20 protein-coding genes are annotated in these 25453 nt (G+C 74.6%); 5 read left to right on the top strand and 15 right to left on the bottom strand.

Annotated features, from left to right (window positions below; genetic code table 11):
• Positions 1-161: 161 nt before the first annotated feature.
• The 5 genes from ACF1AK_RS28775 to ACF1AK_RS28755 are packed head-to-tail and all read left to right on the top strand — an operon-like array spanning position 162 to position 11782.
• The gene (locus tag ACF1AK_RS28775) at positions 162-6182 is read left to right on the top strand and encodes an acyltransferase domain-containing protein (protein ID WP_391501742.1); all 6021 of its coding nucleotides are present in this window, start codon (positions 162-164) and stop codon (positions 6180-6182) included.
• On the top strand, positions 6179-8008 hold the full coding sequence (locus ACF1AK_RS28770) for an amino acid adenylation domain-containing protein (RefSeq protein WP_391501741.1): 1830 nt from the start codon (positions 6179-6181) through the stop codon (positions 8006-8008). Before ACF1AK_RS28775 ends, ACF1AK_RS28770 begins: the two co-directional genes overlap by 4 nt.
• A gap of 38 nt (positions 8009-8046) precedes the next feature.
• On the top strand, positions 8047-9834 hold the full coding sequence (locus ACF1AK_RS28765; RefSeq protein WP_391501740.1) for a beta-ketoacyl synthase N-terminal-like domain-containing protein: 1788 nt from the start codon (positions 8047-8049) through the stop codon (positions 9832-9834).
• Positions 9831-11090: a cytochrome P450 gene (locus ACF1AK_RS28760; protein ID WP_391501739.1), complete on the top strand. Its 1260-nt coding sequence runs from the start codon at positions 9831-9833 to the stop codon at positions 11088-11090. Before ACF1AK_RS28765 ends, ACF1AK_RS28760 begins: the two co-directional genes overlap by 4 nt.
• Entirely contained in the window at positions 11087-11782 is a 696-nt protein-coding gene (locus tag ACF1AK_RS28755; RefSeq protein ID WP_391501738.1) for a formyltransferase family protein, read from the top strand. Before ACF1AK_RS28760 ends, ACF1AK_RS28755 begins: the two co-directional genes overlap by 4 nt.
• 61 nt (positions 11783-11843) lie before the next feature.
• Here ACF1AK_RS28755 and ACF1AK_RS28750 read toward each other — a convergent pair whose 3' ends face one another.
• From ACF1AK_RS28750 to ACF1AK_RS28680, 15 genes are all read right to left on the bottom strand, one after another.
• Positions 11844-12665, bottom strand: coding sequence for a lipase family protein (locus tag ACF1AK_RS28750; RefSeq protein ID WP_391501737.1), 822 nt, complete (start codon positions 12663-12665; stop codon positions 11844-11846).
• Between the two features lie 190 nt (positions 12666-12855).
• A complete protein-coding gene (gene hypE / locus ACF1AK_RS28745; protein ID WP_391501736.1) occupies positions 12856-13929 on the bottom strand; it encodes a hydrogenase expression/formation protein HypE in 1074 nt (357 codons plus the stop codon).
• Positions 13922-15046, bottom strand: a complete 1125-nt coding sequence (gene hypD, locus ACF1AK_RS28740) for a hydrogenase formation protein HypD (RefSeq protein WP_391501735.1) — start codon at positions 15044-15046, stop codon at positions 13922-13924. The genes hypE and hypD overlap by 8 nt, the downstream gene beginning before the upstream one ends.
• Entirely contained in the window at positions 15043-15333 is a 291-nt protein-coding gene (locus ACF1AK_RS28735) for a HypC/HybG/HupF family hydrogenase formation chaperone (RefSeq protein WP_380290313.1), read from the bottom strand. The genes hypD and ACF1AK_RS28735 overlap by 4 nt, the downstream gene beginning before the upstream one ends.
• A 13-nt stretch (positions 15334-15346) precedes the next feature.
• Positions 15347-17641: a carbamoyltransferase HypF gene (hypF, locus tag ACF1AK_RS28730; RefSeq protein ID WP_391501734.1), complete on the bottom strand. Its 2295-nt coding sequence runs from the start codon at positions 17639-17641 to the stop codon at positions 15347-15349.
• Positions 17638-18426: a hydrogenase nickel incorporation protein HypB gene (gene hypB / locus ACF1AK_RS28725; RefSeq protein WP_391501733.1), complete on the bottom strand. Its 789-nt coding sequence runs from the start codon at positions 18424-18426 to the stop codon at positions 17638-17640. Before hypB ends, hypF begins: the two co-directional genes overlap by 4 nt.
• Before the next feature lie 4 nt (positions 18427-18430).
• On the bottom strand, positions 18431-18817 hold the full coding sequence (gene hypA / locus ACF1AK_RS28720; RefSeq protein ID WP_391501732.1) for a hydrogenase maturation nickel metallochaperone HypA: 387 nt from the start codon (positions 18815-18817) through the stop codon (positions 18431-18433).
• Between the two features lie 116 nt (positions 18818-18933).
• Positions 18934-19035, bottom strand: coding sequence for a DUF6893 family small protein (locus ACF1AK_RS28715; protein ID WP_380283557.1), 102 nt, complete (start codon positions 19033-19035; stop codon positions 18934-18936).
• A complete protein-coding gene (locus ACF1AK_RS28710) occupies positions 19032-19538 on the bottom strand; it encodes a hydrogenase maturation protease (protein ID WP_391501731.1) in 507 nt (168 codons plus the stop codon). Before ACF1AK_RS28710 ends, ACF1AK_RS28715 begins: the two co-directional genes overlap by 4 nt.
• Entirely contained in the window at positions 19535-20908 is a 1374-nt protein-coding gene (locus ACF1AK_RS28705) for a hypothetical protein (protein ID WP_391501730.1), read from the bottom strand. The genes ACF1AK_RS28710 and ACF1AK_RS28705 overlap by 4 nt, the downstream gene beginning before the upstream one ends.
• Positions 20905-21549, bottom strand: a complete 645-nt coding sequence (locus tag ACF1AK_RS28700; RefSeq protein WP_391501729.1) for a DUF6084 family protein — start codon at positions 21547-21549, stop codon at positions 20905-20907. Before ACF1AK_RS28700 ends, ACF1AK_RS28705 begins: the two co-directional genes overlap by 4 nt.
• Positions 21546-22199, bottom strand: a complete 654-nt coding sequence (locus ACF1AK_RS28695; protein WP_391501728.1) for a DUF5947 family protein — start codon at positions 22197-22199, stop codon at positions 21546-21548. The genes ACF1AK_RS28700 and ACF1AK_RS28695 overlap by 4 nt, the downstream gene beginning before the upstream one ends.
• Positions 22196-22681, bottom strand: coding sequence for a thioredoxin (locus ACF1AK_RS28690; protein ID WP_391501727.1), 486 nt, complete (start codon positions 22679-22681; stop codon positions 22196-22198). The genes ACF1AK_RS28695 and ACF1AK_RS28690 overlap by 4 nt, the downstream gene beginning before the upstream one ends.
• Positions 22678-24462, bottom strand: coding sequence for a nickel-dependent hydrogenase large subunit (locus tag ACF1AK_RS28685; protein ID WP_391501726.1), 1785 nt, complete (start codon positions 24460-24462; stop codon positions 22678-22680). The genes ACF1AK_RS28690 and ACF1AK_RS28685 overlap by 4 nt, the downstream gene beginning before the upstream one ends.
• Positions 24463-24637: 175 nt before the next feature.
• Entirely contained in the window at positions 24638-24841 is a 204-nt protein-coding gene (locus tag ACF1AK_RS28680) for a cold-shock protein (protein WP_030289665.1), read from the bottom strand.
• Positions 24842-25453: the final 612 nt, after the last annotated feature.

The following is a 25453-nucleotide window of genomic DNA, read 5'->3' as shown; positions in this document are numbered from 1 at the left end:
CCCGTCCCTGCGCACCGCCGGAACCCGCGCGCCCCGTGCGCGGCTGCACCTGTCATGCCCAGGTCAGTCCACTCGCCGACCTCGGCCGCGCCGGCCGGTGCCCCGGCCCGCCCTCTTCCCTTCTCTCCCTTTCCTCCATCCGCCCTGCTGAGGGAGTCACCATGCCCCAAGACCATGCAGCGCGAGACCTGTCCGCCGTGACGGACTTCCTGGTGTCCCGTTGTGCCGAGCTCCTGGACCTCCCCCCGTCCGCGATCGACCGCCGGGCACCGATGCACCGCTACGGGCTGGACTCACTGAGGTCGGTGAACCTCGCGGCCGCGCTCTCCGGGTTCATTGGTTGGCAGGTACCTGCCACCTGGATCTGGCAGTACCCGACCGCCGACGCTCTGGCCCGGGCCCTCGTCGACGGACCGCAGGCCGCCGCCCGGGCCCCGGGCACCGACCGCGGCGAGCGCCGCCCGTCCCCGCACGAGCCCGTCGCGGTCGTCGGCATCGGCTGCCGGTTCCCCGGCGGACCGGACCCCTCCGCCTTCTGGCGGCTGCTCACCGAGGGCGGCGACGCCGTCGGACCGGTCCCGGCCGCACGGCGCGAGCTGCTGAACGACCGGGTGCGCTGGGGCGGCTTCATCGACGGCATCGACCGCTTCGACCCGCTGTTCTTCGGCATCTCACCGCGCGAAGCCGTCCAGATGGACCCCCAGCAGCGGCTGGTCCTCGAACTCTGCTGGGAGGCGCTGGAGGACGCGGGAATCCCGCCCCTGAGCCTGGCCGGCAGCGACACCGGCGTGTTCATGGCCTCCTGTTGGGGCGACTACGCCGCACTGGCCCACTACCGCGGGCCGGACGCGCAGATCACCCCGCACACCGCGACCGGCATGCATGACGGCATCATCGCCAACCGGGTCTCCTACCTGCTCGGCCTCCAGGGCCCGAGCATGGCCGTCGACGCCGCCTGCGCCGGCTCGCTGGTCTCGGTGCACGTCGGCTGCCAGTCGATCCAGCTCGGCGAGAGCGACCTGGTGCTGGCCGGCGGCGTCAATCTGAGCTTCGTCTCCGACTACTACACCGCCATGGACCAGATGGGCGCGCTCGCCCCGGACGGCCGCTGCAAGTCCTTCGACGCCCGCGCCGACGGCTACGTCCGCGGCGAGGGCGCCGGCGTGGTCGTGCTCGCCCCGCTGAGCGTGGCCCTGGAGCGCGACCTGCCGGTGTACTGCCTGATCAAGGGCAGCTCCTCGAACAACGACGGTCCGAGCAACGGCATGACGGCGCCGAACCCCCAGGCGCAGGAGAAGATGCTGCGCACCGCGTACCGGCGGGCGGGCATCGACCCGCACCTCGTGGACTACATCGAGTGCCACGGCTCCGCGACGCCCCTCGGCGACCCGATCGAGGCCAACGCCATCGGCGCGGTGCTGGGCGGCACCGACCGCGCGGAACCGCTGCGGCTGGGCTCCGTCAAGTCCAACGTGGGCCATCTGGAGGCCGCCGCCGGCATCGCCGGCCTGGTCAAACTCGCGCTGGCGATGCGCAACGGCGTGCTGCCGCCGAGCCTGCACTACAGCACGCCCAACCCGCAGATCCTGTTCGACGCCCATCACCTCACCGTCCAGGACCGGCTGACGCCCTGGCCGCGCCGCTCCGACGCCCGCCGCGGCGGCGTCAGCTCCTTCGGCTTCGGCGGCGCGATCTGCCACGTGGCCGTCGAGGAACTGCCGCGCCCCGAGAGCGCGCTGCTCCTGCTGGCCGCCGACTCCCGGGAGGAGCTGGCCCGGCGCGCCCTGGCGCTGCGCGACGAGACCGACCTGCGCGCGCTCTGCCGCCGCACCCCCGGCGACGGCGCGTTCCGGCTGGCGGCCACCGCCCGCGACATGGCCGAGCTCAGGAGCAAGCTCGACGCCTTCGCCTCCGGCGCGGCGGCCGGCGGGCTGAGCGTCGGCGAGTCCGCCGGGCGCAGCCCCCGGGTGGCGTTCCTGTTCTCCGGAAACGGCTCGCAGTGGGCCGGCATGGGCCGCCAACTGCTCGCCGGGCTGCCGGTGTTCCGGCGCTCCATGATGGCGTCCGACCATCGGATGCGGGAGCTGCTGGGCTTCTCGATCGTCGAGCAGCTGCTCTCCCCCGAGGGCCGCCTCGACGACATGGACGTCTTCCAGCCGCTGCTGTTCGCGCTGCAGGTCGCGCTCGCCGAGGCCTGGCGCGCGCTGGGCGTGGAGCCGGTGGTCGTGGCCGGACAGAGCGTCGGCGAGTTCGCCGCCGCCCACGTCGCGGGCGCGCTCGACTTCGACGACGCCTCCCGGCTGGCCGCCCACCACGGGCGGCTGCTCCAGCAGCTGGCCGTGGGGCGCGGCGAGGGCATCGTGGTGATGATCCCCGCGGCCCGGGTCGAGCCGTACCTGAGCGGCCTGCTCACCGTCTCCGGCCGCAACGGGCCGGGCTCCACCCTGGTCACCGGGACCCCGGAGGAGATCGACGCGCTCGTGGCGCGGCTGACCGACGAGGGCGTCACCAGCCACCGGGTGCGGATGGGCCACGCCCCGCACTCCCCGCTGGTCGACCAGGTGCTCGCTCCGCTGCGGGCCGCGCTCGACGGCCTCCGGCCCCGGACCGCCCGGATCCCGATGATCTCCTCGGTCACCGGTGAGCGGGTCGACGGCGCGGAACTCGGGCCGGACTACTGGGCGGACAACCTGCGCCGGGAGATCCGGATGGTCGACGCCCTCACCGGCCTGCGCGACCACGACGTCGACGCGGTGGTCGAGATCAGCCCGCACCCCGTCCTGCTCAAGCCGGCGGCGGAGGTCCTGGGCGCGGCCACCCTGCCCTCGCTGCGGCGCGGCGCCGACGAGGCCGACGTGCTGCTCGGCTCGCTCGGCGCCCTGTACGCGGCCGGACTGCCCGTCGCCGCCCACCCGTTCCTGGCGGGCGACCGGGGGCGGCACGTCGCGCCGGGCCGCGGCGACGCGGTACCCGACGGGCAGGTGCACCTCGTCACCGTCTCGGCCCGGACGGCGGGCGCGCTGAGCGACACCTGCCGCGAGCTGTCCAACCACGTCGAACGCGACCCCGGGCTGCGGGTCCGCGACCTCGCCTACACGCTGGCCGCCCGGCGCAGCCACCACGGCCACCGGATCGCCCTGTTCGCCCGCGGCCGGCAGGACGTCCTGGACGGGCTCGCCCGGGTCGCCGCCGGGCAGCCGCACCCCGACGTCGTCACGGGCACGGTCTCCGGCGGCGCCGACCGCCGGGTGGCGCTGGTGTTCTCGGGCGGCGGCACCCAGTGGGTCGGCATGGGCCGTGAACTCCTGCGTTCGCACGCCGGTTTCCGCACCTGGATGCACGCCTGCGACGCCGCCGTGCGCGCGGCCGGCGGCCCCGCGGTGCTCGACCGGCTCGCCGCCCCGGCCGAGGCGGCGGGGTACGAGGAGATGGACGTCCAGCAGCCGGTGCTGTTCGCCCTCCAGGTGTCGCTGGCGAAGGTCTGGCTCTCGCTCGGCATCGAACCGGCCGCCGTGGTCGGGCACAGCCTGGGCGAGGTCGCGGCCGCCTGTGTGGCCGGCGCGCTGTCGCTGGAGGACGCCGCCCGCGTGGTGGTCACCCGCTCGCGGCTGCTCCAGCACCTGGCCGCCGAGGGCGCCATGATCTCGGTGGACCTGCCGGAGGCGGAGCTGCGGCCGTGGCTCGCCCGCCACGCCGCGCACGCGGCCGTCGCCGTGGTCAACAGCCCGACCAGCGCGGCGGTCTCCGGTTCGCCCGAGGCCGTCGGCGCCCTGGAGGCCGGCCTGCGGGCGGCCGGGGTCTCGGTCCGGCGGATCCGGGTGGAACGGCCGGTGCACAGCCCCGGCATGGATCCGCTGATCGGGCCGCTGCGCGCGGGCATCGAGGGCATCACCCCGCTGCCTCCCGGCATCGACTTCCACTCCACGGCGCTGGCCGGCGCGGTGAACCCGGTGGCCGACGAGGACTACTGGGTGCAGAACCTGCGCAACCAGGTCCGGTTCGCCGCGACGATCGGCGCGCTGGTCGACCGGGGTGTCGCCACCTTCATCGAGATCGGCCCGCACGAGACGCTGCGCGGCGCGGTCGAGGAGATCGCGCTCACCCGCGGCGCCCCGGTGCACGCGGTCAACTCGCTGCGGCGCGGCGAGAGCGACGTCCGCTGCCTGCTGGGCGCCGCCGCCTCGCTGTACGTCCGGGGCGTGCCGCTGACCTTCGACGCGCTGTTCTCCGACGACGTCGAGCTGGTGGAGACCCCGCTCGTCCAGTGGCAGAAGGAGCGCTACTGGATCGACACCGAGCCCCGCGCCGTGCCCGCGCCCGTGCCGGCCCCGGCCGTCGAGGCCGCGCCGGCGGCCGTGGCGGCGCAGCGGGCCGCTGCCGCGCCGACGGCGCAGCGGCGCCCGGTGGAGGAGGTGGTGCTAGCCGAACTCGCCGACGCGCTGGGCGTGCCGGTCGCGCGGTTCGAGGCCGACGCCGCGCTGCGGGACTTCGGTCTGGACTCGATGCTGGCGATCCGGCTGGTCAACCGGATGCAGTCGCTGCTCGGGCACCGGGTGTCGCCGGTGGTGTTCCTGGACGGGCGGAGCATCGCCGAGGTGGTCGCCCACTTCGCGGGGCTCACCACCGGGGCACCGGCCGCACCCGCCCCGGCCCCCGTCCCCTCCCCCGTTCCCGACCCCGACCCCGACCCCGACCCCGGCCGGGGCTTCCTCGACGAGCTGTCCGAACTGGACGCCGAGGAACTGGTGGAGGAACTGGACGCGCGCGGACTGCTGGAGGCCACCGGCGCACCGGCCCTGGAGCAGCTGCGCGCCGGGGGTTCCGGGCTCCTGGTCGCCCCGGCCTCGCACGGCCAGGCCTCGCTCTGGTTCATGCAGATGGTCGCGCCGGACGCCGTGCCCTACAACTTCATGGTGGCCGCCCGGATCCGCACCGCGGTCGACGAGAAGGCCCTCGAACGCGCGGTCCGCGCCGTCCTGGACCGCCATCCCGCCCTGCGCACGCTGTTCGTGGAGGCGGGCGGCCGCCCGTACCAGGTGGTGCTGGACGAGCCGGTGTACGAGTTCACCGTGGTGGACGGCTCCGCCCTGGATCCCGAGGAGGCCCGCGAGGAGCTCGCCCGCCGCGGCCACGAACCGCTCGACCTGGACAACGGGCCGCTGGTGCGGGTCGTCCTCCTGACCCGGGAACCGGCCGACCACTACCTGCTGGTGCTCGTCCACCACATCGCGTCGGACGCGGCCTCGGCCGAGGTGATGATCCGCGAGATCCAGGAGTTCTACCAGGGCGCCGACCCGGCCGGGCGCGAACCGGCCGCCCCGTACACCGCGTTCGTCGCCCGCGAGCGGAAGTGGCTGGCGGATCCGGCGGCCGACGCAGCGCTGGACTGGTGGTCGCGGCAGCTGGAGGACCCGCCCGCCCACCTCGACCTGTCCGACAAGGAGCGGCCGCCGGGCGTCACCTACGAGGGCCGGGACCTCGCGTTCCGCTGGAGCACCGAGGAGACCCGCCTGCTGCGGGAGTTCGCGATGCGCGAGGGCGTCTCGGTCAGCACGGTGGTGCTGGCCGGGTTCTTCGCCACGCTCAACCGCGCGGTCGGCACCGAGGACGCAGTGCTGGCCACCGCGATCGCCCAGCGCTCCGAGCCGGGCTGGGAATCCGCCGTCGGCTACTACCTCAACACCGTGCTGGTCCGGGCGAACCCGGCCCCCGACCGCAGCTTCCGGAAGCTGGTGGGCCAGGTGCACGCCTTCTCGCTCGGCCTCCTGGAACACATGGACTACCCGCTCGACCTGCTGGCCTCCCAGCTGAAGCCGCCGCGCGTCGAAGGCCGTTCGCCGTGGTTCGACGTGGTGGTGAACTGGCTGTCCTCGGACGCCTTCCCGCGCTCCGTCAAGCTCTTCCACGGCGTCGGCGACACCCTGTCGCCGGACGGCGCGCTGCCGCTCGAACCGCTCCAGGTGCGCCGGCACCTCGCCAAGTTCGACCTGGAGGTCTCGATGGCCGACATCGACGGCCGGGTGGCCGGCCACGTCCAGTTCAAGCCGGGCTACCTGGAGCGGCACACCGTCACCGCGCTGCTCGCGCTCTACCGCACGGTGCTCTTCGACTCGATCGCCCACCCCGACCTGGCCCTCGGCGCCGTCGCGCCGGCCGGCCTCCCCGAGGAGACGGACCAATGACCGGGACCCTGCACTCCGAGTTCCTCGCGCAAGCGGTCAAGAACCCCGACGCGACCGCCGTCTACTCCGACGCCGGCGTCCTGACGTACGGCGAGCTGGACGAGCGTTCCCGGCTGCTGGCCGAGCGGCTGACCGCCGGGGGCGCGGGCCCCGGCGTGCCGGTCGGCATCTGCGTCGAGCGCACCCCCGACCTGCTGGTCGCCGTCCTGGCGGTCCTGCGCACCGGATCCTGCTACCTGCCGCTGGACCCGGACTACCCCGCCGACCGGCTGGCCTTCATGGTCGGTGACAGCGGGACCGGGCTGCTGCTGACCACGCCCGCCTCCCGGGCCGCCTGCCCGCCGGGGCCGACCGTGGTGGTGCTGGGCGACACCGTGACCACCGAGCCCGGCGCCGGGCCGACGGCGGTGGTGCCCGAGGACACCGCGTACATCATCTACACCTCGGGCTCCACCGGCCGGCCCAAGGGCGTGGCCGTGCGGCACGGCGGCTGCGTGGCGATGCTCTCCGAGATGGACCGCGTCCTGGAGGGCTGCGACCTGAGCGGCGTGGCGGCGGCGAGCTCGGTCTGCTTCGACATGTCCGTGATGGAGATCTTCAACGCGCTCTGCCGCGGCGGCGCCGTGGTGCTCGTCGAGAGCGCCGTGCACCTGGCGGAGAGCCGGTACGCCGACCGGATCACCCATCTGAACGTCGTGCCGTCGGTCATGAACGGCCTGCTCGACGCGGGGGCGCTGCCACCGAACGTGCGCTCCCTCGTGTTCGGCGGCGAGGCGCTGCGCCGCAAGCTGGTGGACCGGGCCTACCGCGAGACCACCGCGGAGCGGGTGTACAACGCCTACGGCCCCACCGAGGGCACCGTGTTCTGCACCTTCGGCCTGGTGCCCGAGGACGGGACCGAGGAGCCGACGATCGGCCCGCCGACGAGCACCGACCGCATCCACGTGCTGGACGGTGAGCTGAAGCCGGTCCCGGCCGGTGAGCCCGGCGAGCTCTTCCTCGGCGGCGCCAAGGTGGCCCACGGCTACGTCAACCGGCCGCGGACCACGGCCGAGCGCTTCCTGCCGGACCCGTTCGACGGCGGTGGCGCGCGGATGTACCGCACCGGCGACCTGGTGGCGTTCACCCCGTCGGGCGAGCTGCGCTTCCTCGGCCGCACCGACCACCAGGTCAAACTGCGCGGCTACCGCATCGAGCTGGAGGAGGTCGAGGCCCGGTTGACCGCCTGCCCCGAGGTGCGGCAGGCCGCCGCCGCCGTCCGGGGCAACCGGCTGCTGGGCTACGTGGTGCCCGCGGGCGGGGGCGCCGCGCCGGACGGCCCGCGGCTGGACGCCGCGCTCCAGGGCGCCATCACCGGACGGCTCGCCGCCGAACTGCCCGACTACCTGGTGCCCGCGACGCTGGTGTTCCTGGCCGCCCTGCCGCTGGGGCCGGGCGGGAAGCTCGACCGCGCGGCGCTGCCCGAGCCGCCGGCCGCCGGCACCGGCGCCCCGCTGACGGCCGCGAGCACGCCGACCGAGGCGGCGCTGGCGGAGATCTGGGGCCGGCTGCTCGACCTCGACCCCTCGGGCATCGACGTCCGGTCCGCCTTCTACGACCTGGGCGGCGACTCGCTGCTGCTGGTCCGCCTCGCCCGGCTGATGACCCGGCACTTCGAGCGGCGCGTCCGGGTGCCCGACCTCTTCAGCTTCCGCGACATCGCCTCCCTCGCCCGCTGGCTCGACGACGAGAGCGGCGACGCCCCCGAGGCGGTCCGGTCCGCCCGCGCTCGTGCCACCGCCCGCCGTGCCGCCCTGCGCGGACGCGGCGGCGCCACCGGCCGCTGAGCCACCCCTCCCCTCGACGACGAAGCAGGAGCCTTCCCATGACCGAGAGCCCCGAGCAGGAGTACGACCCGGGCGACGTGGCCGTGATCGGCATGTCCCTGCGGGCACCCGGAGCCCGCACCAAGGAACAGTTCTGGGACAACCTGGTCCACGGCCGGGAGTCCATCACCTTCCTGGCCAAGGACGACATCCAGGTGGACGAGACGCTGATCCACAGCCCGTTCTACGTCCGGGCGTGCGGCGTGCTCGACACCTACGACCGGTTCGACCCCTCGGTGTTCGGCATCAGCGAGCGGATGGCGGCCGCGATGACGCCGGAGAACCGGCTGTTCCTGGAGAGCGCCTGGGAGACGCTGGAGGACGGCGGCTACGACCCCGACCGGCTGAAGGCCGAGGTCGGCATGTACGGCGCCAACAACCCGCAGACCGCCGCGCTCTACAGCTCCCCGCCGGACCGGGTGTCGGTCGGCCCCGAGGCGATCGAGGCCAGCCTGGCCTGGTCGCCGGACACCATGACCTCCAACGCGCTGTACTACATGGGGCTGACCGGTGAGGCCGTCACCGTCGCCGCCGTCTGCGCGGGCTTCCACTACGCGGTGCACCTGGCCTGCCAGTCGCTGCTGCTCGGCCAGACCGACCTGGCGGTCGCCGGCGGCGCGATGGTCCGGCTGCCGCACCCCCGCGGCCACCTGTGGGAGGAGAACCGCATCCTGTCGAAGGACGGTCACTGCCGCCCGTTCGACGCCAACGGCACCGGCACCGCGCTGTCCAGCGGTGTGGTCACCGTGCTGCTGAAGCCGCTGGGCCGCGCCGTCGCCGACCGCGACCACATCTACGCGGTGGTCAAGGGATCGGCCGTCAACAACAACGGGGTCAGCGCGATGGCGTACGGCCTGGCGCAGCCCGAGCGGCTGAGCGCCTGCATCGCGAGCGCCATGGAGGTCGGCGGCGTCACCCCGGACACGGTGTCCATGTACGAGGCGAACGGGCTCGGCATGCCGGTCACCGACGGGCTGGAGGTGCACGCGGCGAGCATGGCCTTCGGCAAGCAGACCGCGACCACCTCGATCGGCGGGGTCAAGGGCAACGTGGGCCACGGCGGCGTGGTGTCGGGCGGCTTCGGCGCGGTCAAGGCCGCGCTGGCGCTGTACCACCGCACGCTGCCGGCGACGATCAACCTGACCGAGGTCGACCCGGACCTCGATCTGCCGGGCACCCCCTTCGTGCCACAGCTCGAAGCGGCCCGCTGGGAGCCGCAGGCCGGCGTCCGCCGCGCCGGGATCACCTCGATCGGGGGCGGCGGCTACAACGCGCACCTGGTGCTGGAGGAGGCGCCGGCCACCGCCGCGCGGGCCCCCGAGGAGACGGGCCGGCCGAGGCTGGCCACCCTGTCCGCCCTGGACGACGAGGCCCTGGCCCGTCAGCGCGAGCGGCTCAGGCAGTGGCTGGAGGCCGACCCCGGGCTCCGGCTGGACGACGTCTGCTTCAGCCTCAACCTCGGCCGCAAGGTGATGGCCCGGCGGTGGGCGGCCGTGGTCCGCAGCCGCGCGGAACTGATCGCGGCGCTGTCCGGCGACGCCGCCGGCGGACCGGCCGCCGTCAGCACCGCCGACGCCCCGCCGCCGGGCCCCGACGACTTCACCCGCACCGAACGGGGCATCGTGCCCTCCGGTCCGCACGCGCGGGCGCTGTCCGAGCTGGCCGCCGCCTGGGTGGGCGGCCGACAGGTGGACTTCGAGGCCCTGCACCGCGGGGAGGCCAGCCACCGGGTGCCGCTGCCCGCCTACCCGTTCCGGCCCCGCCGCTTCTGGCGGACGGACTGGTGACCATGACCACCCCGGCACTGGACACCGTGGACCTGGGCGACCCGGCCACCTTCGCCGGCCACGACCTCGCCGGCTTCTGGCGCACCCTGCGCGACACCGCCCCGCTGCACTGGAACCCGCCGGCCGACGGGCGGCCCGGCTTCTGGGTGCTCTCGCGCCACGAGGACATCCTGAACGCCTACCGGGACACCGTGAACCTCACGTCCCAGCGCGGCAATGTGCTCGTCACCCTGCTGGAGGGCGGTGACGCCGGCGCCGGCCGGATGCTGGCCGTCACCGACGGGCCCCGGCACCTGGAGCTGCGCAAGATCCTCCAGCGGGTGCTCTCCCCGCGGGTGCTCGACGAGGTCGCGCTGACCGTGCGGGCCAACACCCGGCGGTGGATCCGCGAGGCCGTCGAGTCGGGCGGCTGCGACTTCGCGGAGCGGATCGCGAGCCGGATCCCGATGACCACGATCTCGAACCTGCTCGGCGTGCCCGAGCAGGACCGGGAGTACCTGCTCGGCCTGACCAGGACCGCGCTCTCGGCCGACGACGAGTCCGTCGACGAGCTCGACTCCGAGATGGCCCGCAACGAGATCCTGATGTACTTCATGGACGTCGTCGAGGAACGCCGCGAGAACCCGGGCGACGACGTGATCAGCATGCTGATCGACAGCGCCGTCGACGGCGTTCCGCTGTCCGACGAGGACGTCGTGCTCAACTGCTACAGCCTGATCATCGGCGGCGACGAGACCAGCCGGCTGACGATGATCGACTGCGTCCGCACCCTCGCCGCCCGGCCGGAGCAGTGGCGGCGGCTCAAGCGCGGCGAGGTGGCCGTCGGGACCGCCGTCGAGGAGGTGCTGCGCTGGGCCTCGCCCACCATGCACTTCGGGCGCAGCGTCGAGCGGGAGACCGAACTGCACGGCGTGCGGCTGCGCCCGGGCGAGATCGTCACGCTCTGGCACGCCTCGGGCAACCGGGACGAACGGGTCTTCGCCCGGCCCGGGGTGTTCGACCTCGGCCGCACCCCCAACAAGCACCTGGCCTTCGGCTACGGCCCGCACTTCTGCGTCGGCTCGTACCTGGCGAAGGTGGAGATCGCCGAACTACTCAAGGCGCTGCGGGACTTCACCACCGGCTTCGAGCAGACCGGCGAGGCCCTGCCGATCCGGTCCAACTTCCTGACCGGGTTCTCCACCATGCCGGTGCTGTTCCACCCCGACCACGCCGGACTGAAGGCACCCGACCCGCGACCGCAGGAGGACCGGTGAACATCTACATCTCGGGACAGGGGGCGTTCGCGGTGCAGGTCGCGGAGGCCCTGCTGGACAAGGGGCACAAGATCACCGGGGCGGCCGCGCCCCGGCTGCGCAAGGGGAGGTCCGACGAGGGCGACGCGATGTGCTGGGACCGCCTGCGCTCCTGGGCCTACCACCGGGACATCCCCTGGACGGACTGCGCCGAACTGCGGGCCGGGCACGTCCCGGACGGCGTGGACGTCATCATCGCCGCGCACTCGCACGCCTTCCTCGGCCGCCGGACCCGCGCCCGGGCCGGCATCGCGACGATCGGCTACCACCCCAGCCTGCTGCCGCTGCACCGCGGCCGGGACGCGATCCGGTGGACGATCCGCGACGGCGACAAGGTGACCGGCGGGAGCGTCTACCACCTCACCGAGCGCACCGACGCCGGCCCGCTCGCCGCCCAGGAGCACCTGCTCGTGCCCCCGGGCTCGACCGCGCAGAGCCTGTGGCGCGAGCATCTGGCACCGCTCGGGGTGCGCCTGCTGCTCCGGGTGGTCGCCGACCTCGCCGCCGGCCGGCACATCGAGGTCCCCCAGGACGAGAAGCTGGCGACCTGGGAGCCCGCGATGGGCGCTCCCCCGCTGTTCAAGCCCGAACTCATCGCGCTGCCCGGCTCGGTGAGGGTCGACAGCAGCGCGTGGGCGCTCCACGAGCGGTAGGCCGGCCGGGTCCCCGGCGGGGGCCCGGTGCCTCCGCCGGGCGCCGGGGGCCGCGGCGCGGTCAGGCGAGCGCCTTCTCCAGGGCGGCGAGGTAGCTGCGCATCAGGTGGTCGCGGATGCCCTCGCCGTCCGGGGAGAACGCGGCGGCGCCCAGCCCCTTGGCGCGGTCGGCCAGGCCGCCCACGAGTCCGGTCCGCTCGCGCAGGCGGCCCGCCGAGTCGATGTGGTGCAGCGTCTCCACATGGGTGAAGGCGGGCTCCGGGGGCAGCTGCGGCACGATGTCGTTGGCGTGGACGAAACGGTGGGTGCGGCCCTGGAGGCCCTTGTCGTAGGCGGCGGCCAGCAGCCGGTCGCAGGTGCGGGGCTGGCCGAAGGTGTAGACGCCGTCGGCCCGCAGCCGGGGGTCCTCCAGGCTCAGCCGGGCGGCGGTGAGCATCGCGAGCGCCCCGCCGAGGCTGTGACCGGTGAACCAGACGCTCTGCCCGTCGGTGCGCAGCTCGGCGAGGGTCTTGGCGACGTCGGGGAAGACGGATTCGAGGGCCTCGGCGAAGCCGTAGTGGACGAAGCCGGTGCGGGCGGGACCGGGCCAGGGCGGAGTGGTGCTGTCGGTGAGCCAGTCACGGATCTGCGCGGGCTCGGTGCCGCGGAAGGCGGTGACGATCATGTGCTCGCCGGCCATCGTGTAGGCCTGGGTGTCCTGGAGCGGGAACGGCGGGGTGAAGCGGGTGCGGTGGTGGCGCACGGTGTCGAAACCCCACGCCCGGGCCTGCGCCTCGATGGTGGCCTCGTCCTTGTAGGCGAGGTCGGCGGCCTTGGCCAGGTTGTAGGCGAGCGCAAGGCCGAAGCCGGTGGCGCGCTGGTCGAAGGTGGTGGGTACGGCCACGGTGGGACGCTCCTGTCGGGTCGGCGGGCGGGACGACGCGGCCACGGCGGGCCTCGCCCGCGCCCCGTCCCGGGCGAACGGTCCGCGACGGCCCGGTGACCACCAGTGACGCTACCCCGGCCGGAGTTCGCGGGCGACCGGACGGCGGGGCCCCGGAGCGGGAGGTTCCGCCGCCGGGGCCCGCCCGCGCCTAGCAGATCCTCGGCAGCTGCTCCCCCATCGGCAGGTCCACCACCCGGGTGCCGCCGAACGCCGTCCGGGCGACGACCGTGCCGGGGTGGTCGGCCACACACGCGCCGATCACCGCCGCGCCCGCGCCGCGGGGGTGCGCCCGCATGGCCGCGAGCACCGCGTCCGCCTCCTCGCGCGGCACGAAGGCGACCAGCTTGCCCTCGTTGGCGACGTACATCGGGTCGAGGCCCAGCACGGCGCAGGCGTTGGCCACTGCGGGCGGCACCGGAACGGCCCGCTCGTTCACCACCACGCCGACGCCGGCCGCCGTCGCGATCTCGTTGAGTGCCGCACCCAGCCCGCCCCGGGTGGGGTCGCGCAGCGCGTGCAGATCCGGGGTGACGGCGAGCATCGCCTCGACCAGGCCGCCGAGCGCGGCGCAGTCGCTCTCGACCGTGACCCCGAACTCCAGGCCTTCGCGCACGCTCATGATCGCGACCCCGTGCAGCCCGATGTCCCCGCTGACGATCACCACGTCGCCCGGCACCGCCCGCTGCGGAGCGATGTGCACGCCCGCCGGGACGAGCCCGATGCCGGCGGTGTTCAGGTAGACGCCGTCGCCGCGGCCCGCCTCCACCACCTTGGTGTCTCCGGTGACCACCTCCACCCCGGCCGCCCGGGCGGCGGCACCGAGGGCCTTCGCCACCCGGTCCACCACGGCCATCTCCACCCCTTCCTCCAGGATGAAGCCGCAGGAGAGGTAGGCGGGCCGCGCCCCGCTCATCGCGAGGTCGTTGACCGTGCCGTTGACGGCGAGGTCGCCGATGCTGCCACCGGGGAAGAACAGCGGCCGCACCACGTAGGAGTCGGTGGAGAACGCGAGCCGGGCGCCGCCGAGCTCCAGCACGGCGGAGTCCGCGAGGCCGGCGAGGGTCCGGTTGCCGTAGGCCGGGGCGAACAGACCCGCCACGAGTTCGGCGGACATCGCCCCGCCGCCCCCGTGTCCCATCACCACCCGGGGGTGGTCGCGCAGCGGCAGCGGGCAGCTCCAGCCGGAGGGGTCCGGTCCGGTCAGGGTCACGGTGTCAGCCAACGGGGCTCACCTCCCGGGAGACGCCCGGCGCGCCGAGCCGCCGGTAGAGGTAGTACGCGGCGCAGGCGCCCTCGCTCGACACCATGGTGGCGCCCAGCGGGGTGCGCGGGGTGCAGACGGTGCCGAACGCCTCGCACCGGTCGGGCTTGAGCAGCCCCTGCAGCACCTCGCCGCTGCGGCACGCCGCCGGCTCGCGGGTGGTGATCCCGGTGACGTCGAAGCGGTGCTCGGCGTCGTGGTCGCGGTAGCGCGGCGAGAGCCGCCAGCCGCTGCCCGGGATGACGCCGATCCCCCGCCAGGCCCGGTCGGTCACCTCGAAGACGTCCGCCAGCATCGCCCGGGCCGCCGGGTTGCCCTCCGGCCGCACGGCCCGCGGGTAGGCGTTGTCGACGGTGTGCTCGCCGCGCTCCAACTGCCGTACGGTGCGCCGGATCCCCTCCAGGATGTCCAGCGGCTCGAAGCCGGTGACCACGATCGGCACCCGATGGCGCGCGGCCAGCTCCGGGTACTCCTCGACACCCATCACGCTGCACACGTGCCCGGCCGCGAGGAAGGCCTGCACCCGGCAGTCCGGCGCGTTCATGATGGCCTCGACGGCCGGGGGCACCCGGACGTGCGAGACCAGCATGCTGAAGTTGCGCACGCCCTGCTTCCTGGCCTGGTGGACGGCCATCGCGTTGGGCGGGGCGGTGGTCTCGAAGCCGATGCCGAAGAACACCACCTCGCGGTCCGGGTTCTCCCGGGCGATCCGCAGCGCGTCCAGCGGCGAGTAGACCACCCGGACGTCGCCGCCCTCGCCGCGGACCCGGAACAGGTCGCGGTCGGTGCCCGGCACCCGCAGCATGTCGCCGAAGGAGCAGAAGATCACCCCGGGCCGGGAGGCGATCGCCAGCGCCCGGTCGATCACCTCCAGCGGGGTCACACAGACCGGGCAGCCCGGCCCGTGGATCAACTCAACTCCCTCGGGCAGCAGTTGGTCGATCCCGTGCCGAATGATGCTGTGCGTCTGCCCGCCACACACCTCCATCAGCGCCCACGGCCTGGTCACCGCGGCCCGGATGTCGGCGAGCAGCCCGCCCGCCAGCTCCGGGTTCTGGAACTCCTCCAGGTACCTCAACTCCGCTCCTCCGTTCCGGCCGGCCCGGCCGCCGCCTCCCACGGATCACCGAACTCCTCCTGCAACAGGCCGAGTTCGGCGAACAGGTCGAGGGTCCGCCGGGCCGACTCCTCGTCCAGCCGCTGCAGGGCGAACCCCACGTGCACGATGGCGTACTCACCCACCGCCAGATCGGGGAGGTACTCCAGGCAGACGTCCTTGACGACGCCGCCGAAATCGACGACCGCCATCCGCGTGCCGTCGCGCTCCGCGATCTCCATCACCCTGCCGGGCACCGCCAGACACATCCGCCCTCTCCTCTCAACCGGCGCCCGGGCCGCCGGCCCGGGCGGCCACCATCAGCTGGCCGAGCGCCAGCCCGCCGTCATTGGGGGGCACCCGGCGGTGGCGCAGCACGGTGAAGCCGTCGGCCCGCAGGTCCCGGCCGCAGCCGGCGGAGAGCAGCGCGTTGGCGAAGACCCCGCCGCTCAGCGCGACCGTCTCCAGCCCGCAGTGCTCGCGGGCGGCCCGGCACATCGCGCGGACCAGGCCGGCCACCGCGGCGTGGAAGCGGGCGGCGACCAGGCCGGCCGGCGCCCCGGCGGCGAGGTCGGCGACCACCGCCGCCAGCACCGGTCCCGGGTCGCCGACCAGCACGCCGCCGTGCGGGCGCAGCGCGAAGGCGTAGCCGTCGGCCGGGCCGTGGTCCCGTGCCGCCGCCTCCAGTTCGACCGCCGCCTGCGCCTCGTAGCCGGCCAGCTGGCAGACCCCGGCCAGCGAGGAGACGGCGTCGAACAGCCGGCCCATGCTGGAGGTCGGCACGCAGTTCAGCGAGCGGGTCAGCTGCCGCTCCAGTACCGCGAGTTCCCCCTCGGGACAGGCCCGGACGGCGGGCAGCGAGGCGCTCCAGGGCAGACCGGCGGCCCACAGGTGGGCGAGCGCCATCCGGTAGGGGCGGCGCACCGCCGTGTCGCCGCCGGGCAGCGGCACGTACCCGAGGTGCCCGAACCGCCGGAAGCCGTCGTAGTCGGCGAGCAGCACCTCGCCGCCCCAGACCGCGCCGTCGTCGCCGTAGCCGGTGCCGTCGAAGGCGACCCCGATGACCGGGCGGCGGCCGTCGAGCCCGTGCTCCGCCATGACCGAGGCGATGTGGGCGTGGTGGTGCTGCACCGTCCGCGGCTCCGCCGCCGGGTGGGTGCGCCGGGCGTGCCGGGCGGAGCGGTAGCCGGGGTGGCGGTCGACCACCAGGACCTCGGGCCGCACGCCGGTGACGGCCGCCAGCTGCGCCACCGCGCGGTCGAAGGCGCCGAGGGTGGCGAGGTCGTCCATGTCGCCGATGTGCCCGGACAGCCAGGCGTAGCCGCCGTCCGCCAGCGCGAAGGTGTTCTTGAGGTCCCCGCCGGCGGCCAGCGCGGGCCGGACCGGCACGGGCAGCGGCAGCGGCAGCGGCGCGTGGCCGCGCGAGCGCCGCAGCGGCAGCTGCTCCCCGTCGACGACCCGGACCACCGAGTCCTCGCAGGGGACGTGGATGGCCCGGTCGTGCGTCAGCCAGGCGTCGGCCAGCGGCGCGAGCCGGGCGAGGGCCTCGGCGTCGTCGGTGACGATGGGCTCGCCGGACAGGTTGGCGCTGGTCATCACCAGCAGCCCGGGGCCGGGCGGGGCGAGCAGCAGATGGTGCAGCGGGGTGTACGGCAGCATCACCCCGAGGTCGGGGCTGCCGGGCGCCACCGCGTCCAGCCCGTCCGGGGCCGGGCCGCAGCGGCGCAGCAGCACGATCGGCCGGGCCGGGCCGGTGAGCAGTTCCTCCTCGACCGGGCCGAGGCGGACGAGCGCGGCGAGCTGCGTGAGGTCGCGGGCCATCAGGGCGAAGGGCTTGGCGCCGCGGCGCTTGCGCCGGCGCAGCCGGGTGACGCCGGGTGCGTGGCGTGCGTCGCACGCCAGGTGGTAACCGCCGAGGCCCTTGACGGCGAGGACCGCCCCCTCGCGCAGCAGCCGGCGGGCCCCGTCGAGGGCGGCCTCGCGCTCGACGGCGGGCCGGCCGGGCACGGTGAGGGTGAGCCGGGGCCCGCAGGCGTGGCAGCAGAGCGGCTGGGCGTGGAAGCGCCGGTCGGCGGGGTCGGTGTACTCCCGGGTGCAGTCCGGGCAGAGCGGGAAGCCGGCCATGGTGGTGTTGGCGCGGTCGTAGGGCAGCCCGGTGACGATGGTGTGGCGCGGTCCGCAGTTGGTGCAGCTGATGAACGGGTGGCGGTGGCGGCGGTCGTCCGGGTCGGTGAGTTCGGCGAGGCAGTCGGCGCAGGTGGCGGTGTCCGGCGGCACCGGGGTCCGGCGCGGGCCGCCGGCGCGGGACGGCGCGATGGCGAAGCCGCGGGCGCCGGTGGGGGTGAGCGGCGCGTGTTCCACGGCGGCGACCAGGGCGAGCGGCGGTGCGTCCCCGGCGATCCGGCGGCAGAACGCCTCGACCGCCTCCGGCCCGCCCTCGACCTCGGCGAGCACGCCTTCGCCGGTGTTGGTGACGGTGCCGGCGAGGCCGAGCTCGGTGGCGAGGGCGAAGACGAAGGGCCGGAAGCCGACGCCCTGGACGACGCCGCTGACGGCCACCCGGCGCCGTACCGTCACGACCGCTCCGCCGCCGCACCCGCGGGCGCGTGCGGGTGCCCGGGCCCGTGGGAGTGCCCGGGCCCGTGGGAGTGCCCGTGCGGGTGCCCGTGCTGCGGCGCACCCGCCATCACCGGCCGGTGGACCGGCGCGCCGTCCAGCACCGCGCGGGCCCGCTCCAGCAGCGTGCCCACCCCCTGCCCGGTGCGGGCCGAGGTGTGGACCACCTCCACGCCCGGGTTGACCCGGGCGACGGCGGCCAGGAACGCGGCCTCGTCGAACTCCACCGCCGCCGCGAGGTCGGCCTTGGTCACCAGCACCAGGTTGGCCAGGCCGAACGCGGTCGGGTACTTGAGCGGCTTGTCCTCCCCCTCGGTGACCGAGGCGAGCACCACCCGCAGCGACTCGCCGAGGTCGTAGGAGGCCGGGCAGACCAGGTTGCCGACGTTCTCCACGAACAGCAGCCGGGTGTCCCGCGGCAGCCAGCCGGCCAGCTGCGCGGTGAGCATCTCGGTCTCCAGGTGGCACAGCCCGTCGGTGAGCACCTGTTTCACCGGCGCGCCCGAACGGGCCAGCCGCAGCGCGTCGTTCTCCGTCGCGAGGTCGGCGGTCAGCGCCGCGACCGCGATCCCGCGCTCCCGGGCCAGCGCGAGTTCGGCCTCCAGCAGCGCCGTCTTCCCGCTGCCCGGGCTGGAGAGCAGGTTCACCGCGACGGTGCCCCGGGCGAGCAGCCGGGCGCGCAGTTCACGGGCGCCCTCGTCGTTGCGGGCGAGGACCGCCTGCCGGAGTTCCACCGTGCGACACATGGGTTCAGCCTTCCTGTCCGGCGCCGGTACCGGCGCCCGGCGGGTGTGCGGCCCACTCCACGCCGAGGATCTGCAGTTCGCGGCCCGCCAGCAGTTCGACCCGGCCGCCGGCGCAGTGCGGGCAGCCCAGGTCGGGCGGCATGCCGACGGCCCACTCGGTCGCGCACGGCCCGCACCTGGCCCGCCCCGGCACCGCCTCGGTCTCCAGCACGGCGCCCGCCACCAGCGTTCCGGCACAAGCCAGTTCGAAGCAGAAGCCGAGCGCCGCGGGCACCACTCCGGCCAGTTCGCCGATCTGCAGGCGCACCCGCGCGACCGCCCGGGCCCCGTGCCGGCGCGCCGCGGCGTCCACCTGGTCGACGACGGCCGTCGCGATCGACATCTCGTGCATGGGCCCCGTTCCCGGCTGGGAGGCAACAGGCCCCATTACAGGCCGCGGCGGCGGCAGCGGCCCGCAGCCGCGCCGCCGCCGCGCCCGGGACTACGCCGGACGCACCAGCGCGCCGTTCACATCCGGCGGATGCGCAGATAGCGCTTCAGGTCGTCCAGGTTCTGCACGACCAGGGCCACGACGGCGGCCAGGACGGCCGCGCACAGCAGCTTCCTCATGACGGTGAGACCTCTCTCTTGGCGAGCTCCGGCGCACCGACGGTCCGCAGGACCAGCCGGACCGCCTCCTCGACGGCGGCGGCCACCGGTGCGCTCAGTCCGATCCCCTCCTCCAGCGACTGCGGTTCGCAGCCCACCACGAGGATCCGGTCGGGCCGCGATCCGCCCGTTCCGGCGGCCAGCGTGCCGAGCAGCGCGAGCACGGCGTCCGGCCCCATCCGGTGCCCGTCCAGGACGGGCACCTCCACCGGCCCGGCGTCCGCCTCGACGAGGTACACCGTGCCCGGCTCGCCACCGCGGGCGACGGCGTCGACGAGCACGAGCGTCCGGTAGCCGTCGAGGAGCCGGTACGCCAGGTGGACCCCGCGCACGCCGGCGTCGAGCAGTTCGACGCCGGCCGGCAGCGGGTGCCCGCGCAGCCTCCGCACGGTCTCCACCCCGAAGCCGTCGTCGCCGAGGAAGATGTTGCCCACCCCGGCGACCAGCACCTTTCCCGGCGTCACGGCGCCTCCAGCGGGGTGATCTCGTCGGGCTGGAAGTACCGGTAGCGGCCCTGGGCGCGCCACAGGTCCGCGCCCGGGTCGTCCTCCAGCGTGACCGCCAGGTGCACCGCGCCGTCGACGTCGTGCAGCACGGCCTCGACCACGGCGGTGCGGCCGGCCAAGAAGAGGTCCTGGGCGTCGGTGCGCCGCCGTCCCGGCCGCAGCAGGACCCGGCTTCCGGCGCCGACCTCGCGGCCGTCGACCAGGACCCGGTCCCGCGCGGGATCGACCTCCGGATCGTCGCCCGGGTCCCACCAGGGCTGCCCGGGCGCGTTGCCGGTGACCCCGCGCAGGCCCCGGACGGCGCCGTGCAGCCGCTCCAGCACCTCCGGGGGCATCGAGTCGGCGAGGTCGATCACCGCGCCGGCCCGGTCGTCGGTGCCCCGGGCCTCGCGCTTCTCGCGGTCGGTCAGGGCGGCGGTGCGCAGGGCGAGGATCTCGTCGATCTCGGTGGCGTCGTAGAGCGCGCCGGGGCTCTCGGGAGCGATGGCGGGGTGGTCCTCCAGGATGATCGGCGAGGAGAGGACCACCCGGTCGCGGCCGGGCGGGCCCGCCAGCACCGGCCAGGTGTGCTCGTTGCGGCACTGCGCGGCGGCGGCCCGCGCCCACTCGGGCGGGTCGGCCGGGGACAGGAAGGCGCCGTGGTCGAGCCCCAGCAGCAGGTGCGCCGAGACCAGCGAGCGCGCCAGCGCGGTGTCCCGCCCGTCCTCCGGCCGCGGCGCCCAGTCGGTGGTGTTCTCCACCACCGCGGTCAGCAGCCGCACCGGGTACGGACCGGGCACGTCACGGGCGGTCAGCCGCAGCAGGCCGTCGGTGCGCTCCCAGCGGCGCAGCAGCCGGCCGACGACGGCGCCGTCCGCGCGCAGCACCTCCACCTCCCGGCCCGCCGGGAGGTGGAAGGGCCGCACCACCTCTGCCTCCAGTTCCCCGACGGGCACCACGACTTCGACGCGTTCCTCGACGCCCTCGTCCCACGGCACCAGGACCCGGTCGGCGAGCTCCAGTTCGGCGGTCTCCTCGTAGCCGCCGCGGGGCAGGGCGCGTTCGACCGTGCGCTGCCGGGCCCGCAGGAAGCGCAGCTCGACGGCCAGCCGGTCGCCGGGGCGCGGCTCCATCAGGCACTCGGTGCGCTGGTGGAAGTGTTCGCCGCTGTCCGCGCCGTAACCGGGCGGGACGAGCACGCCGAACTGCCAGCGCAGCCGGTTCTTCGCCGCGGAGGCCCGGTAGGGGTAGAGCACGTAGCCCTCGAACAGTACGGCGTCGGCGATCTGCCGGGCCTGGGCGAACCTGGCCTCGATCTCGGGCGTGAAGGCGGGGTCGGGGGCGGTCACCGGGCCGCCTCCCCGACCTCGGCGCCGGCCAGCAGCGCGCGCACGGTCGCCTCCCAGGACGGCAGGGCGCGGCGCGAGCGGTAGGCGAGCAGCGCGTCCATCACGTCCTCGGGCAGCCGCAGCCAGCCGCAGCCGGGGAAGTGCCGGTCGATCGCCTCGCGCCACACCCGTACCGGCATCCGCACCGCGGCCTCCCGGTCCCAGGGCACCGGGGAGACCTGGAAGCCGCCGGGGCCGGCGAAGGCGGTGCCGGAGAACAGCAGCAGCAGCGGGACCTCGCCGTCGTCCAGGGCCCTGAGGTAGCGGGCGGCGGCGACGTCCTGGTCGTAGGTGCAGGGGACGGGCAGGTCGAGCTCGGTCTCGCCGGTGAAGCCGGGGACCATCAGCGGCACCTGGGCGAACTCCACCGGGTGGAGGGTGGTGCCCCAGCGTGCGCGCTCGCCGAACAGGTCGCCGAGCCGGCCGGCCTCCGCCTCGGCGTAGCCGCGCCGGGCGGGCTCGATGCGCAGCTGGCAGCGCAGCGCCAGGGCGTGCACCCGGGCCCCGGGCGGCGCGGTGATCCGCAGCCGGAAGAGCAGGGTGGGCCCGGCGGCGTGCTCAGCCGCGCGGACAGCGGTGCAGGTGAAGGCGAGCGGGGTCATCCGGGTACGTCCTCTCGCAGCGGCCGGGCGCGTTCGGCGAGCCGGGCGAAGAAGGCGTCGAGTTCGGCCCGGGCCTCGGCCCCGCCGTCGAACCCCTTCCAGCAGCGCCGCAGTCGGCCGACCAGTTCGTAGCAGGTGTCGATCGGCACCAGCAGGCAGTGGATCCCGGCGTCGGTGCGGCGCAGCAGCAGCGCCTCCACGTCGGGTTCCAGGACGGCGGCGAGCCGGCTGCCGCCGAGGGCGGCCCGCCAGGCGGCCTCGTCCGGTTCGCTCTCGGTGGCCCCGCCGGGGCCGGGGTAGAGCAGCACGAGCCGGTCCTGCCGGGCGTTGCGGAAGAGGAAGGCGGTGCCGACCGGGATCCCGAGGGCCGCCCAGGCCCGCTCGTCGATCCGGTGCCCGGGGTCGGGCTCGGTGAGGTGGCGGTCGGGGACGTGCCGGTAGCGGCCGCCGGCCGCGCCCGGCCGGCGGAAGAGCAGCGCGCAGGCGGTGCAGACGCAGGTGAGGTTCTGCTCCTCGGTGTCCACCAGGTGCCGGTGGGACGGGGGGACGCCCTGGCCGCAGAAGGCGCAGCACTCGGGCTGCGGTGGTGCGGGCTCGCGCAGCCGGTGCAGCAGGGCGGTGCCGGGGCGGGCGAGCCGGCGGGCGCTCACCGGGCGGCCTCCGCCGGCTCGCCCGGGCGGGTGCCGATCTGCAGCAGCCGGGGGGCGCGCTCGAACTCCAGGGCGGTCACCTCGGGGGCGTGGCAGGCGAGCTGCGCCTCGATGTCCTCCTCGGAGCAGCCGCAGCCGCCGCCGGTGCGGCGCAGCCGGACGGTGCCGGTGGCGGGGTCGAAGCCGGCCGCCTCGACCGTCCCGGGCAGGGCGGCCAGCGCCCGGTGGATCCGGGCGGTGGTGTCCTCGGGGTGCAGGTCGTGCAGGACGAGCAGGGCGGCGACCGCCGGGTCGTCCAGCAGCGCGGCGAGGGCGGGGGCGGGCAGTGCGCCGACGAGCCGGGCGAGGCCGTCGTGGTAGAAGTCCATGAGGTCGCGCACCAGGTGTTCGCCGGCCTGCTGGGCCGCGCCGTCCCCGTCGCCGAGCCGGTCGAGCCGGTCCAGGGCCTCCTGGATGCGCCGGCCGGTCTGTTCGGCCGTCATGCGGTGAGTCCGCTCAGGCCGGTGGGCACGTGCATCTGCTGCACGGTCCGCCCGCCGCCGACGTACATGTGCACGCCGCAGGGCAGACAGGGGTCGAAGCTGCGCACCGCCCGCATGATGTCGATGCCCTTGAAGCTGTCCGGCGGGTTCTCCTCGAAGATCGGGGTGTTCTGCACGGCGTCCTCGTAGGGCCCGGGCGTGCCGTGGCTGTCGCGCACGCTGGCGTTCCACGGGGTCGGCGGGTACGGGTGGTAGTTGGCGATCTTCCCGTCGCGGATCACCATGTGGTGCGACAGGACGCCGCGCACGGCCTCGGTGAAGCCGCAGCCGATGGACTCGTCCGGCACCTCGAAGCGCTCCCAGGTCCGGCTGCGCCCGGCCCGGACCTCGTCCAGCGCCTTCTCGGTGAAGTGCAGGGCGCAGGCGGCCGCGTAGGCCTGGAAGTAGGTGCGGGCGCGGTTGCGTTCGAGGGCGTTGCTCCACTGCGGGATCGTCCACTCGAAGGTGGTCTCCGGCTTGGTCATCGAGCGCGGCAGGTTGATCAGCACGCTGTGGCCGGTGGCCTTGACGTAGCCGATGTCGACCAGCCCGGACAGGGCGGTGGACCAGAGCCGGGCGATCGGGCCGCCGCCGGTGTCCAGGGCGAGGTGGTCGGTGCCGTCGAACCAGCGCGGGGACATCACCCAGCTGTACTTGTCGTCGAAGTCGCGCTTCTGCGGGGCGGGGATGGTGTGCTGGTTCCAGGGGTGGCGGGGGTCGACCGGGTTGCCGAGCGGGTCGTGGGTGACGAAGAGCTCCTCGCCCTGCCAGTCGCGGTAGTAGGAGCTGCCGAGCAGGATGCGGATGCCGAGGTTGATCCGGGTGAGGTCGTTGGTGACCAGCTTGCCGTCGACCACCACGCCGGGGGTGACGAACATCTTCCGGCCCCAGTCGGTCATGTTGCGGTAGGTGAAGTCGCAGTGGTCGGGGTCGTTGAGGCTGCCCCAGCAGCCGAGCAGGACGCGCCGGCGGCCGACCTCCTCGTAGCCGGGCAGCGCCTCGTAGAAGAAGTCGAAGAGGTCGTCGTGGAGCGGCACGACCTTCTTCATGAACTCCACGTAGCGCATCAGCCGGGTCAGGTAGTCGGTGAACAGCTGGACGGTGGCGACCGTGCCGACCCCGCCCGCGTAGAGCGTGGAGGGGTGCACGTGGCGGCCCTCCATCAGGCAGAACATCTCCCGGGTGTAGCGGCTGACCTGGAGCGCCTCGCGGTAGAACTCGCCCTCGATGGGGTTGAGCGAGCGCATGATGTCGGCGATCGTGCGGTAGCCGTGGTCGCCGGCGTGCGGGGCCTCGGTGCGCTCGGCGCGCTCCAGCACGCCGGGGTTGGTCTCGCGGACCATCTTCTCGCAGTAGTCCACCCCGACCAGGTTCTCCTGGAAGATGTTGTGGTCGAACATGTACTCGGCGGCCTCGCCGAGGTTGATGATCCACTCGCCGAGGTGGGGCGGCTTCACGCCGTAGGCCATGTTCTGCGCGTAGACCGAGCAGGTGGCGTGGTTGTCGCCGCAGATGCCGCAGATGCGGCTGGTGATGAAGTGGGCGTCGCGGGGGTCCTTGCCCCGCAGGAAGACGCTGTAGCCGCGGAACACCGAGGAGGTGCTGTAGCACTCCGCGACCTTCTTCTGCTTGAAGTCGATCTTCGTGTGGATGCCCAGGCTGCCCACGATCCGGGTGATCGGGTCCCAGGACATCTCCACCAGGCCGCTGCCGTCCCCGGCCGCCCTGCTCGTCGCTGTCATCGTCTCTGTCGTGCCCTTCTCTGGAGGCGGGGAGGGGGTGCGGCGGGGCCGCCGCGCCCCGCGGGCGCGGCGGCCCCGCCGGGGCCCCCCGCGGGCGGGGGCCCGCCGGCCCCCGCCGTGAAGCAAGAGGCGCACCAGCCGATGGGCCGAGCCGGACTCCTGGGTGTCGGAAAGGTCAGACCGCCGCGCGGACCATGTCCGCCTGCGGGCCCTTCTGCCCCTGAGAGATCTCGAACTCGACCCGCTGGCCCTCCTCAAGGGTGCGGTAGCCGTCCATCTGGATCGCGCTGTAGTGGACGAAGACGTCCGCACCACCGTCGACCGCGATGAAGCCGTAGCCCTTCTCCGCGTTGAACCACTTGACGGTGCCCTGAGCCATTCCGAACTCCCCTAGTGCTGTGCTGGCCCTTCACGCCCCCGCAGGTCTGCGGACGCGGGTCTGGTTGGAGGCCGGCCCGGGGAACCCCCCCTGGGCGCGGCCGTGCATGCCGCAATCCTCCCGGGTCCGCCGAACGGCATCCGGCGAACGGGCGATTGCGTCGACCGCGGCTGAATGTATCCGGATCGACGCCCTCTGCAACAGGGCCAATGTCGGGGAATTCACCCGGCATCGCAGCGGACAGGACGGGCGCAATCGACAGGAAAGCCGCAATTCCCACCGGACATAGCGGACGTATTACCCAAAATCCCCGGCAGAATTCTGACACCGGCCTGACATGTTTCCCGGGGCCCACGCCCGGCCCCGTCTCACGGGGCGGCCGGCGACGGCGGTGGCGGTGCGGTGGATTCGTTCCCGGACAAGGGAGGAGGGCGGCCCCTGTTCCCGGTCGAGCGACACTTTACTCCGACCGGGACCGAAAATATTCCCGCCAAAATACGCGCGGCCGTCCGCGGCCCGGAATTCCGTGCCGCGGCCGGCCCGGGACCCGCCCGTGCGGCCCGCGGGGACGGGCCCGGCCGGGCTCAGCCGCCGGCGGCCCCCGGGGTGAAC

The sequence above is a fragment of the Kitasatospora sp. NPDC015120 genome (assembly GCF_043080305.1).
Classification (GTDB): Bacteria; Actinomycetota; Actinomycetes; order Streptomycetales; family Streptomycetaceae; genus Kitasatospora.
Note: the sequence above shows the minus strand (reverse complement) of the source record. Positions and strands in the feature narration are given on the sequence as shown.

Coding starts and splice junctions, on each gene's coding strand:
- ACF1AK_RS28775 (WP_391501742.1), top strand. CDS start 162: ATGCCCCAAGACCATGCAGCGCGAGACCTGTCCGCCGTGACGGACTTC.
- ACF1AK_RS28770 (WP_391501741.1), top strand. CDS start 6,179: ATGACCGGGACCCTGCACTCCGAGTTCCTCGCGCAAGCGGTCAAGAAC.
- ACF1AK_RS28765 (WP_391501740.1), top strand. CDS start 8,047: ATGACCGAGAGCCCCGAGCAGGAGTACGACCCGGGCGACGTGGCCGTG.
- ACF1AK_RS28735 (WP_380290313.1), bottom strand. CDS start 15,333: ATGTGTCTGGCGGTGCCCGGCAGGGTGATGGAGATCGCGGAGCGCGAC.
- hypB (WP_391501733.1), bottom strand. CDS start 18,426: ATGTGTCGCACGGTGGAACTCCGGCAGGCGGTCCTCGCCCGCAACGAC.
- hypA (WP_391501732.1), bottom strand. CDS start 18,817: ATGCACGAGATGTCGATCGCGACGGCCGTCGTCGACCAGGTGGACGCC.
- ACF1AK_RS28715 (WP_380283557.1), bottom strand. CDS start 19,035: ATGAGGAAGCTGCTGTGCGCGGCCGTCCTGGCCGCCGTCGTGGCCCTG.
- ACF1AK_RS28700 (WP_391501729.1), bottom strand. CDS start 21,549: ATGACCCCGCTCGCCTTCACCTGCACCGCTGTCCGCGCGGCTGAGCAC.
- ACF1AK_RS28690 (WP_391501727.1), bottom strand. CDS start 22,681: ATGACGGCCGAACAGACCGGCCGGCGCATCCAGGAGGCCCTGGACCGG.
- ACF1AK_RS28685 (WP_391501726.1), bottom strand. CDS start 24,462: ATGACAGCGACGAGCAGGGCGGCCGGGGACGGCAGCGGCCTGGTGGAG.
- ACF1AK_RS28680 (WP_030289665.1), bottom strand. CDS start 24,841: ATGGCTCAGGGCACCGTCAAGTGGTTCAACGCGGAGAAGGGCTACGGC.